Here is an 11,126-nt window from a genome sequence, read left to right as displayed (position 1 = left end):
ACATGAGCACATGGCGCCCGTGTGACCAAGTGGAATCGGCGGTAGCGTGGAAACTGGCGATTGAGCGCAGAGATGGCCCTACATCGCTTATCTTCTCTCGTCAAAACCTCGCGCAGCAAGCTCGTGATGCTGCACAAGTGGCAGACATCGCAAAAGGTGGCTACATCCTGAAAGACAGCGACGGCAAGCCAGAGCTTATCTTGATTGCGACGGGCTCGGAAGTCGAGCTGGCGGTAGAAGCCGCAGCCAAACTGACGGAAGCTGGTAAGAAAGTACGCGTGGTCTCTATGCCTTCAACGGATGCGTTCGACAAGCAAGATGCGGCTTACCGCGAGTCGGTACTGCCTTCAGACATCACAGCGCGTATCGCTGTGGAAGCGGGTATCGCCGACTTCTGGTACAAGTATGTGGGCTTTGATGGCCGCATTATCGGTATGACGACATTCGGTGAATCGGCACCAGCAGACGAATTGTTCAAGATGTTCGGCTTCACGGTTGAAAACGTGGTCGAGACAGCAAACGAGTTGTTGGCGTGATCGAAGTTTAGATGGAAACACCCGAAGTGGTGCTTCGGGTGTTTATCCATAATTTCACTTTATTCAAGCTGTATGTAATTATGGGTTTTGCATGTTCGTATTGATTTTTTCATACGTGATACGATCATTAATAGGGCTATCGATAATTAAGTCTGTGTGTGTCGAAGGTGGAAAGTTAACATGTGCTGCAAAGGTATTCGCTGAATTCATTAAAGTTACGTGCCCATGGCTGCCAGTAATCCCTTGTTCACTGTCTACGAGCTCATCAATGAGCTCTCCAGAGCTGATGCTGACAGAGTTATCTGCGATACCGCCTTTACCAGCTAAGGCACTGTTGTCAACACGAACCAGTATTTGAGAATTATTGATGCTGCGGTTATCAATCACTTCATCAATCAGTTCACCATTTTTAATGTTCACGGCTTTGGATCCAAACGCTTTCCCCGAATGACTGATGGTGATATCAATCGTAGAGCTTTCAGTAATATTCTCAGCATCCACAACTTCATCAATAAGCTCTCCCTGGGTGATCGAAACCGTTGAAGTATCCGCATTCGCGGAATTATATATTTGGGTATTGACCGTCGATAATCGGATATTTTCAGAGTCGAAGACTTCATCCATCAATTCCCCTTCGAATATCGTTATCCAGTCTGTCGCGGTCGCGGTCGCTGAAAATCTGTGCAAGATATTCACATTGGATCTGAAAATGTTGTTGCTATCGATCGTTTCGTCAAGCAGCTCCCCTTCATTGATAACAAGCCGATCCCCTCTAAACGTTGCCACATTATGAGTGTTGGCAGTTATGCCAGAGTTATTAATGTCCCCAGCATCTATCAGTTCATCAACGAGTTCGCCATCGATAATGCGTAAATAACTTGCTTGAACCGTTCCAACATTGGTTAATTCTAAACGGAAAGTACTGTTTTCAATGTTTCCTGTATCCACCGTTTCATCCGATAACTCACCATCAAAAATATGCACTTCGCTACCGGTTACATTGGCAACATCACGTTTTGTTACATAGATATCGGTTCCGTTGGTGCCATAATCAAAGTTCTCATTCTCAAGTTGACCATCGCGAATGTACGTTTTTCCACTTCCTCGAACATTGGCACTGTTTTGTATGTTGGTTTCGAAACACCCTCCCGACAATTGAGCGTTCGCATGGTTATTTGGTCTATTGATCAGTTCTTCAATCAAACTCCCTTTACCTATATAAAGCTCACTCTGGGGATGAAGCAGCTCAACATTTGCAGAATTTCGAATATTGATGCTGGCTTGAACGTCTTTGCCGATAACACCATAAACCACATCATCAATGAGCGCAGGCTCATTCCCGGTTTCGATTTTAGTGATATCTGAGTCTTGAAAGGTACTGCCAATAATATTTTTGGAGTTATTGTTGTTAGCTGGTCCTTCTGGGAGCTTATCTCCAACAATCAGAGTCTGGTTTACGTTCACATTAGCACTATTGACGATGTCCACTCTTAAGTGGGAGGAGTCTGACAAGTTTGCAATGATGGTAGGAACTAGGTGGCTCATTTGAACATCGGCACTAAGCCTAGCCTGATTCACGTTATTGTTGTTGTAATTGCAAATGGCAACGGAAAGCTGTTGATTGATTCCTGTTGAGAGTAGCGGCATTTGCCCAACTTGATATGGCTGTGCTGTGCCATTATTAAAAGCATAAAAGATCCCTTGTTTGCCATCACAAGATATGGCTTGTGTTGTTTGTGCACAGTGAGTATTTGAGAAAGATGGCATAGAGGTTAAGGAAGTGATACCAAGTATCGTTCCTACCATTGTGTACTTCATATTTGCTCTCCGGTTTAAGTGTATTTTTCTCAAGCGTGCTTGGTTCACTTGAGATGAATGGCTACCTTTGATGATGAAATAACGAGTATTTGGGTTCTAGAATGTGAATTTATATTTATGCTAGGTATCTATAAAATATTTGTAATTTTTTGTTAATGAAGGCTTTATCGTTCGTTTTTTTGAGCTCGATATTCCGCTTACAACATGGATGGGAAATGAAAGGGGGCTTCTCATATATTTTTGATTCGTTTTCTTTAAGGAGGGGCAATCGTGTTGACTGCCTACCCACAGCAGAAGAACGATTCAAAGTGTTTGATTTTGATTTTACAGTTTGAAATATTGTGGAAGTGGAAAACACCGTTTTTTAGCCTAAAAAACAAAACCGAGCCAGCAGCTCGGTTTCTTATTATTCAAATTCGCTACCGCGATTATCCAGCACTTGATGGTTGCATACCTTGCAGGTCACGTAGCGATCCGTATCGTGGTATTCGCCAGCGTTTATCCATGAATGAACAAATAACTTAATTCGCCCGAGTATAGAACAGTCGGTATCGTAGCGGCTTGGCTTACGTACCATTATTTCTTTATGTGGTGTGGTTTTCCTACAAGTATCACAATATTGTTCGACTGACCATTCTGTCATATGCGTGTGCCCTTTGGTGAATAAATGGGTATCAAAAGTGCCAAAGGATAGCTACTTGGTTTTATAAATATGAATATTAGAAAGTTCAATTGATGGTGTGGTTGGTTGCGACTGACTTCAATTATTTAGGGCTTTCTGTGCACTTTCAGCAATATCAGTTACTATCTGTACCACGCAATTTATGTGAGGACAGCAGAGATGCTAAAAGTCGCGATCAACGGATTTGGTCGAATAGGGCGCAACGTGCTGCGCGCGGTTTATGAAAGCGGTAAAAACCAACAGATCAAAGTGGTTGCAGTCAACGAGTTAGCGCAGCCAGAAGCGATGGCGCACTTACTTCAGTATGACACCTCGCACGGTCGATTTTTTAAAAAAGTCTCTCATGACCACGACCATCTTTTTATTCATCATGATGGTGGTGAGTGTGATTCTGTTCGTATTTTGCATTTGGAGGGGATTGAATTACTTCCTTGGCGAGACTTAGGGGTTGATATCGTACTGGATTGTACTGGTGTATATGGGTCTCAAGCTGATGGTCAAAGGCATATTGCGGCTGGAGCCAAGAAAGTCCTGTTTTCGCATCCGGGTGCTCATGATTTGGACAATACCGTAATCTATGGTGTGAATCATGAATCTATAAAAGCAGAACACAAAGTGGTATCTAATGGGTCCTGTACGACAAACTGTATCGTTCCGATTATCAAGGTACTTGATGATGCCTTCGGCATCGATTCGGGAACCATTACGACTATCCATTCCTCAATGAATGATCAGCAGGTGATTGATGCATATCACCCCGATTTGCGACGCACCCGAGCAGCCAGCCAATCCATTATTCCTGTCGACACAAAGTTGCATTTGGGAATTGAGCGTATATTCCCGAAATTTTCTAACAAATTTGAAGCGATTTCGGTACGCGTGCCCACAGTAAATGTTACTGCAATGGATTTGAGTGTAACAATAAATACAAATGTGAAAGTTAATGACGTAAATCAAACCATTATTAATGCTTCTCGGTGTACATTAGATAACATTGTTGACTATACTGAGGCGCCGTTAGTTTCCATCGATTTCAATCACGATTCCCACAGCGCCATAGTGGATGGTTCACAAACACGGGTGAGCAACGGACATCTCGTCAAGATGTTGGTGTGGTGTGATAACGAATGGGGTTTTGCTAACCGGATGCTGGATACCGCAATTGCTATGTGCAAATTGCGTTGAATTAAGCGGTGAAAGTTTTAATTTCGGGGCTTGAAATAAGTGTACTTGCCCCAAAGTAAGCACCAGAGTAAGAATTTATTGGCTGAGCATGATGCTGGGCTACCAAACTTTAAAATTGAAACATTGAGAGGACAAACCATGTCTGTAATCAAGATGACTGACCTGGAACTAGCAGGTAAACGCGTATTCATCCGTGCTGACCTGAACGTGCCAGTAAAAGACGGTAAAGTAACTTCAGATGCACGTATTCTTGCGTCTCTACCGACTATTAAGCTTTGTTTAGAAGCTGGTGCAAAAGTAATGGTTACTTCTCACCTTGGCCGTCCTACTGAAGGTGAATACAACGAGGAGTTCTCTCTCGCCCCTGTTGTTAACTACCTAAACGACGCTCTAGACTGCGACGTTAAGCTAGCAAAAGACTACCTAAATGGTCTAGAGCTAAACGCCGGTGAGCTTGTTGTTCTTGAAAATGTTCGTTTTAATAAAGGCGAAAAAAAGAACGAAGAAGCACTTTCTAAGCAGTACGCGTCATTGTGTGACATCTTTGTGATGGACGCGTTTGGTACGGCACACCGTGCACAGGCTTCTACACACGGAGTGGGTATGCATGCACCTGTAGCCTGTGCTGGTCCTCTTCTTGCTGCTGAACTGGAAGCGCTAGCTAAAGCAATGGATAACCCTGAGCGTCCATTAGTGGCGATTGTGGGTGGTTCTAAAGTGTCGACTAAACTGACGGTTCTTGATTCACTGTCTAAAGTGGCCGATCAACTGGTTGTTGGCGGTGGTATCGCGAACACATTTATCGCTGCTGAAGGTCACAACGTTGGTAAGTCTTTGTACGAAGCTGACCTCGTTGAAACCGCTCAAAAGCTAATGAAAGAGTGCTCAATCCCAGTTGCAACTGACGTGGCATGTGCCAAAGCGTTCGACGAGAATGCAGAAGCAGAAATCAAGCATGTGTCTGAAGTTGCAGACGACGACATGATCTTCGACCTTGGTCCAGATTCCACCGCTGCCCTAGCTGAAATCATCGGCAATGCGAAAACTATCCTTTGGAATGGTCCTGTCGGCGTATTCGAATTCAAAAACTTCGAAGCGGGTACTGCAGGTATCTCTAAAGCCATCGCGGAATCCGCAGGGTTCTCTGTCGCTGGTGGTGGTGACACACTAGCAGCCATCGACAAGTTCGGTATCAAGGCTGATGTTTCTTACATCTCTACAGGTGGCGGCGCATTCCTTGAGTTCGTTGAAGGCAAAGTGCTGCCAGCAGTGGCCATGCTTGAAGAGCGCGCTAAGTAAGAATAATGGAAAGCGGGAACGGTATTCCCGCTTTCTTGTTTGCTGCACGCTGAATGGTTCTCTGCTAGAATACCCCGCGTTGTGAGCAAACGTTTGCAAGAATTTAAACTTACCCAGTTTTATTTTTAAAACGACAGATAAATAGGATTACATCCATGTCTAAGATCTTCGACTTCGTAAAGCCAGGTGTTATCACTGGTGATGACGTTCAGAAAGTTTTTGAAGTTGCAAAAGAAAACAACTTTGCACTTCCAGCGGTTAACTGTGTTGGTACTGACTCTGTAAACGCAGTACTAGAAGCAGCAGCTAAAGTTAAAGCGCCTGTAATCGTTCAGTTCTCGAATGGCGGTGCGGCTTTCTTCGCTGGTAAAGGCGTTAAACTTGAAGGTCAAGGTGCTCAAATCCTTGGTGCGGTAGCTGGCGCGAAATACGTTCACGCTGTAGCTGAAGCTTACGGTGTACCAGTAATTCTGCATACTGACCATGCAGCTAAGAAACTGCTTCCATGGATTGATGGGCTATTGGATGCAGGTGAAGAGTTCTACAAGCAAACTGGTAAGCCTCTATTCTCTTCTCACATGATTGACCTTTCTGAAGAGTCGCTAGAAGAGAACATCGAGATCTCTGCTAAGTACCTAGAGCGCATGGCTAAAATGGACATGACGTTGGAAATCGAACTCGGTTGTACTGGCGGTGAAGAAGATGGCGTAGACAACTCTCACATGGACGCGTCTGATCTTTACACTTCTCCAGAAGACGTCGCTTACGCATATGAGAAACTGAATGCTATCAGCCCACGTTTCACTATCGCTGCATCTTTCGGTAACGTACACGGTGTATACAAGCCTGGTAATGTTGTACTGACGCCAACTATCCTACGTGACTCTCAAGCATACTGTGCAGAGAAGTTTGGTATTGCTCCAAATGCTCTAAACTTCGTATTCCACGGTGGTTCGGGTTCTACTCAAGAAGAGATCCAAGAGTCAATTGGTTACGGTGTGATCAAGATGAATATCGATACGGATACTCAGTGGGCAACTTGGGATGGTATCCGCGCGTACGAAGCAGAAAATCGTGAATACCTACAAGGCCAAATCGGTAACCCGACGGGTGAGGACGCGCCTAACAAGAAGTACTACGACCCACGCGTATGGCTACGTGCTGCACAGTCTTCAATGGTTGTTCGTCTTGAGCAAGCATTCGCTGACTTGAACGCTGTCGACGTGTTATAAGTTGTCATTTTTACGTATTAAACCCGCTTTCGAGCGGGTTTTTTTGTGTCTGTGATTCTATCAAGTCGACTCACGTTGAAGGGCTAACCGACATCGTGCTTTCTTGAGGAGCCCATCTTTTTTAGTTTTTGTCTCAAAATTAATGTTGCTATGACTTTTCATATGCCCAATTGTAAGATATTTTGTCCGGATTCTGTCATAGAGGCACCATTCCCTAATCTCGCGGTTCAGCGTTGGTAGGGAGTGAAACATAACGATTCAAAGAAAAACATAGAGGTATAAAAGGAATGGCAAGCGAACCATCAGTGGTTGATAAACTAAACTTAACAGGAGGAGTTAGTGAAATGGAATCTTGGCTAGCAAATAACTCAGATCTCTTCATTCAATATGGAGTAAACATTCTCTCCGCAGTTCTTATATTGTTTGTCGGTAATATCATTATTAAAGCAATTGCTAATAGCGTTGCGAAGGTACTGAAGAAGAAGAACATGGATAAGGCGGTCGTGGAATTTATTCACGCGCTGGTTCGTTACTTATTGTTCGTTATCGTACTCATTGCTGCTTTGGGTCGCCTAGGTGTACAAACTGCCTCTGTCGTTGCCGTCATTGGTGCGGCTGGCTTAGCAGTGGGTTTAGCGCTTCAAGGTTCTCTGTCTAACTTTGCAGCGGGCGTACTTATCGTCGCGTTCCGTCCGTTTAAATCGGGCGATTACGTTGAAATCGGTGGTGTATCCGGTTCCGTTGAATCCATCCAAATTTTCCAAACCGTGTTGACGACACCAGATAACAAAATGGTTATCGTTCCTAACGGTGGTGTAATTGGCGGTCCGATAACAAACTACTCTCGTCACCAAACAAGACGTATTGATCATGTTATTGGTGTTTCTTATGGCGCTGACCTTAAGAAAACCCAAGAAATCATCGCAGAAACATTGGCAAAAGATGAGCGTATTTTGAAAGATCCAGGCGTGACCATTGGTGTTGTTGCGCTTGCTGATTCTTCGGTTAATTTTGTTGTTCGCCCTTGGGTGAAAACAGCGGATTATTGGAGTGTTTATTTCGACTCTCTACAGGCGATTAAAGAAGCTCTTGATGAAGCGGGTATTGAAATACCATTCCCTCAAATGAATGTACATGTGAACAAAGTCGATTGATTGTAGCTGGATTGGTCGATTAAGACATTTGCATTGAGATAAGGCGCTTACTGAGTTAAGCGCCTTAATTTTTTGAGAGACTTTCTTCTTTGCTTAATCTTAATGAGGGTGTGGTCTATTTGGCTAAGGTAAAGATAGGGTTTTCTATAAACGCTAGAAGCTTTTCCAAGTGGAGGACATGAAACCCAATGGTTACAGCAGGGTCTCCGGGGGTATAAAGCAGTTCATCGTGTTCTCGTAGTGAAGCATCCCAAATAATCGGGACTGAGCTGGGTAATGTAAACGGGCAAACCGCCCCAGCTAAACAACCTGTCGCTGCGGTCATTTCTTGATTATCACAAATGGATACCCGTTTCCCTAAAATCCCCTTAATGCCTTTTGCATTGAGACGGCTATCTTTATCGGTTAAGTAAAGCGCGTAACCACCGCCTTTGACTTTCAGAAATAAACTTTTAGATAACGTACCTGTCCAGCCAAATTCTTTGGCCACTGCTTCGTCTGTGGTAACGTCCAAAATTGGGCGATGCTGCCATTCATTGAATGCGATATTCAGTTGGTTTAAAAGCTTAATGTTTCTTTGGTAAATTTGCTGGATTACATCCATGTAATCTCCTCTGCGCTTTAAGCATACCTACACTACATGTACTGTTGCCACAAGCCTTTCGCGAGAATAGTCGCAATAGCAAACATCATAGTGGCAACGCCAATATCAATTCCTTTTTTCACTTTAGGTTTAGAGAGCGTTGGTCCCAGTCTTGCGGCACCAAGAGACAGACTGTAAAACCAAGCAAACGAGGCCAAAATTGTTCCAATAGCAAAAGCAATACGATCATGCCCTTCATATTGTCCTCCGATTGAACCCAAAATGACGACAGTATCTAAATACAGGTGAGGGTTCAGAACCGTAACCGCGAGTGCACCTAAGACCACTGCACGCTTTCCTCTAGCTGTGATTTGAGCGCTAGATTCTCGTTGTTCTGCTGGAGCGAACGCACTTCTTAAAGACATAAGACCATAGATGGTCAGAAAAGCGATGCCACCCAAAGTGACCGAAGTGAGCAAGAGTTCGTTTTGAGACAGGATAGCGCCACCGCCAAAAATACCGAGAGAGATGAAGAAAACATCCAGTAAGCTACAGATTGTCGCGGTTGTCAGATGGTGATTACGCTTAATGCCTTGATTCAGTACATACGCGTTCTGCGCTCCAATCGGAATGATCATGGTGGCACCTAACCCAAAACCTTGCAATAACACCCAGAAGTTCACAACGTTACCCTTACTTAAAAATAGAAATGTCAAAATTGAGCCGCAAGGATAAGGGGAATATAAAAATAAATTAAACTAATAATTTTAATGAATGATAAGTTATGCTTATATCTTGGCAATATGGTGGGGACTAAGATGCGCGGACTGGATTATCGTTGGGTTGAAGCACTAGATAGCGTGCTTAACCAAAGAGGTTTCGAGAGAGCAGCGGAACAGTTGTGTATTTCTCAATCGGCGGTATCACAAAGGATTAAGCAGCTAGAAAAATGGTTAGCACAGCCGGTATTGGTTCGAGAACAGCCGCCACGAGCAACACAAGCGGGTAAGAAATTGCTTGGGCTATATCGTCGGGTGTGCTTGTTAGAAGAAGAGCTGTTGCCAGAGTTAAGTACAGAAAACAGTGAGCGCCCGTTGTCCGTTGCCTTGGCGACCAATGCTGATAGCCTTGCAACGTGGCTTCTACCCAGTTTGTCACCTCTTCTGAAACAAAAGCGAATTGAGCTGAATTTGGTGGTTGATGATGAAGGAAGAACCATTGATAAACTTCGAAGTGGTGAAGTGGTTGGAGCAATAAGCCTTGAATCTCAGCCAATGTCGGGGTGTGACGCCGATTACCTAGGGAGGGTGGACTATTTGTGTGTGGCAAGTCCAGAGTTTTGCCGGATTTACTTTCCTGAAGGGGTGAATAGAGAGTCGTTAAAGCGAGCGCCAGCTGTGGCTTTCGATCAGCATGATGACATGCACGAACGCTTTGTTCATCAGCATTTCAATTTACCCATCGGTAGCGTATTGAAACATACTGTTCGAAGTTCGGAAGCGTTCGTGAAACTGGCCATCAGCGGTGTGGCTTATTGCTTGATTCCTAAGCAGCAAATTGAATCGGAGCTTAAGAAAGGTCTGTTGATCGACATCACGCCGAGTTTCTTCCTCTCTCACCGTATGTATTGGCATCACTGGCAGTTAGAGAGTGGAGTGCTAAAAGAAGTCTCTCAGTCGATTATTCAATATGCGAGGCAACACCTCCCACAGTAAACTTTGTGTCAAATATGAATATGAATGGAGTCAACCTCTGATGTTAGCGTTTATTATTACAACGAACCCTTAGGAGAACGGCATGAAAAAATTATCGATGATTGGTGTGTTGCTCATGGGAGTGATGATGGTTCCTGTGAAAGCAGAAGAGCTTTCATTTCCACATATTTCTACGTCGGGATACGGCGAAGTGACCGCAGTGCCAGATATGGCGGAGTTTACTGTTCAAGTTGTGGAAACTATGTTGACGGCTGAACAGGCAAAGCAAGCGGTAGATAAAACAGTGAACTCCTTTGTTGAGCGTCTAACCACTGCCGGGGTGAAGCAGGATAACATAGCCAGTACGAATTTGTATTTGGCATCACAGTATCATTATCCAAAAAGTGGCAAGGTCGAATTGGTTGGTTATCAAGCTTCTCGCAGTGTGACTGTGACGGTTGAAGTGTTAGGTAACTTAAACAGTTATCTGGATGGTGCCTTAGGCGATGGGATCAATCGCATTGATGATATTCAATTAAAAGTAAAAGACGAATCTAAGTATCAAGAGCAAGCACGTTTAGCGGCAATCAAAGATGCGACCCAGAAAGCAACGTTTTTAGCGAAAGGTTTTGAACGCGAAGTGGATGGTGTATGGAAAATCAGCTACGATAATAATTCAAACCGTCCGATGTTAATGCGAAGCATGGCGCTTGGCGCGGAAAAGGCATCCAATACCTATCAAGATTCCAGTATTGTCATCCGTGATCGGGTGGATGTGACTTACAAGCTGAAAGATTAAGCCGCTAAATGTTTAAGTGTATTAGTTCCGACTAGATCTGACACTTCAATTTGAAAAGAAGAGAGTTACCCACTTTGATTAAAGGTGCTTAATCACTAATCAAAGACAATAAGAGGTAACTCTCATGCTTCATACTAGCAATCC

The 11,126-nt window shown here is 44.0% G+C and carries 11 protein-coding genes; 7 read left to right on the top strand and 4 right to left on the bottom strand.

Annotated elements, in window-relative coordinates; genetic code table 11:
- The coding region (locus HC752_RS23135) for a transketolase-like TK C-terminal-containing protein (protein WP_274602124.1) at positions 1-536 on the top strand (536 nt) is incomplete at its 5' end.
- 78 nt (positions 537-614) lie between these two features.
- Here HC752_RS23135 and HC752_RS23130 read toward each other — a convergent pair.
- Both HC752_RS23130 and HC752_RS23125 read right to left on the bottom strand, forming a co-directional pair.
- Complete coding sequence (locus tag HC752_RS23130) at positions 615-2,354, bottom strand: hypothetical protein (protein ID WP_190337558.1); 1,740 nt, start codon at positions 2,352-2,354, stop codon at positions 615-617.
- Positions 2,355-2,760: 406 nt separating this feature from the next.
- Entirely contained in the window at positions 2,761-2,997 is a 237-nt protein-coding gene (locus HC752_RS23125) for a hypothetical protein (protein WP_190337557.1), read from the bottom strand.
- A 198-nt stretch (positions 2,998-3,195) separates the two neighbouring features.
- On the opposite strand from HC752_RS23125, the gene epd reads away from it, so the two are divergent.
- From epd to mscS, 4 genes are all read left to right on the top strand, one after another.
- Positions 3,196-4,221, top strand: a complete 1,026-nt coding sequence (epd, locus tag HC752_RS23120; protein ID WP_190337556.1) for an erythrose-4-phosphate dehydrogenase — start codon at positions 3,196-3,198, stop codon at positions 4,219-4,221.
- Between the two features lie 138 nt (positions 4,222-4,359).
- Complete coding sequence (locus HC752_RS23115; protein WP_190337555.1) at positions 4,360-5,520, top strand: phosphoglycerate kinase; 1,161 nt, start codon at positions 4,360-4,362, stop codon at positions 5,518-5,520.
- A 155-nt stretch (positions 5,521-5,675) separates the two neighbouring features.
- Entirely contained in the window at positions 5,676-6,752 is a 1,077-nt protein-coding gene (fbaA, locus tag HC752_RS23110; protein ID WP_190337554.1) for a class II fructose-bisphosphate aldolase, read from the top strand.
- Positions 6,753-7,039: 287 nt separating this feature from the next.
- A complete protein-coding gene (gene mscS / locus HC752_RS23105) occupies positions 7,040-7,906 on the top strand; it encodes a small-conductance mechanosensitive channel MscS (protein ID WP_190337553.1) in 867 nt (288 codons plus the stop codon).
- A 115-nt stretch (positions 7,907-8,021) separates the two neighbouring features.
- On the opposite strand, the gene HC752_RS23100 is transcribed toward mscS, so the two are convergent.
- Complete coding sequence (locus HC752_RS23100) at positions 8,022-8,510, bottom strand: YbaK/EbsC family protein (RefSeq protein WP_190337552.1); 489 nt, start codon at positions 8,508-8,510, stop codon at positions 8,022-8,024.
- 32 nt (positions 8,511-8,542) lie between these two features.
- Entirely contained in the window at positions 8,543-9,172 is a 630-nt protein-coding gene (locus HC752_RS23095) for a LysE family transporter (RefSeq protein WP_190337551.1), read from the bottom strand.
- A 135-nt stretch (positions 9,173-9,307) separates the two neighbouring features.
- On the opposite strand from HC752_RS23095, the gene HC752_RS23090 reads away from it, so the two are divergent.
- Positions 9,308-10,204 (top strand): LysR family transcriptional regulator ArgP, encoded by an 897-nt coding sequence (locus HC752_RS23090; RefSeq protein ID WP_190337559.1) that lies wholly within the window; start codon positions 9,308-9,310, stop codon positions 10,202-10,204.
- 82 nt (positions 10,205-10,286) lie between these two features.
- Positions 10,287-10,982, top strand: coding sequence for an oxidative stress defense protein (locus HC752_RS23085; RefSeq protein ID WP_190337550.1), 696 nt, complete (start codon positions 10,287-10,289; stop codon positions 10,980-10,982).
- The last annotated feature ends 144 nt before the right edge of the window (positions 10,983-11,126 follow it).

Origin of the sequence: Vibrio sp. S9_S30 (assembly GCF_014694455.1) — a bacterium.
GTDB lineage: Bacteria > Pseudomonadota > Gammaproteobacteria > Enterobacterales > Vibrionaceae > Vibrio.
The sequence above is the reverse complement of the archived record's forward strand: the minus strand, read 5'-3'. Positions and strand labels throughout refer to the sequence as shown.

Excerpts from the sequence above, each read along its gene's own strand:
- epd (WP_190337556.1), top strand. The coding sequence starts at position 3,196 with ATGCTAAAAGTCGCGATCAACGGATTTGGTCGAATAGGGCGCAACGTG.
- HC752_RS23090 (WP_190337559.1), top strand. The coding sequence starts at position 9,308 with ATGCGCGGACTGGATTATCGTTGGGTTGAAGCACTAGATAGCGTGCTT.
- HC752_RS23125 (WP_190337557.1), bottom strand. The coding sequence starts at position 2,997 with ATGACAGAATGGTCAGTCGAACAATATTGTGATACTTGTAGGAAAACC.
- fbaA (WP_190337554.1), top strand. The coding sequence starts at position 5,676 with ATGTCTAAGATCTTCGACTTCGTAAAGCCAGGTGTTATCACTGGTGAT.
- HC752_RS23100 (WP_190337552.1), bottom strand. The coding sequence starts at position 8,510 with ATGGATGTAATCCAGCAAATTTACCAAAGAAACATTAAGCTTTTAAAC.
- HC752_RS23115 (WP_190337555.1), top strand. The coding sequence starts at position 4,360 with ATGTCTGTAATCAAGATGACTGACCTGGAACTAGCAGGTAAACGCGTA.
- HC752_RS23130 (WP_190337558.1), bottom strand. The coding sequence starts at position 2,354 with ATGAAGTACACAATGGTAGGAACGATACTTGGTATCACTTCCTTAACC.
- HC752_RS23085 (WP_190337550.1), top strand. The coding sequence starts at position 10,287 with ATGAAAAAATTATCGATGATTGGTGTGTTGCTCATGGGAGTGATGATG.
- mscS (WP_190337553.1), top strand. The coding sequence starts at position 7,040 with ATGGCAAGCGAACCATCAGTGGTTGATAAACTAAACTTAACAGGAGGA.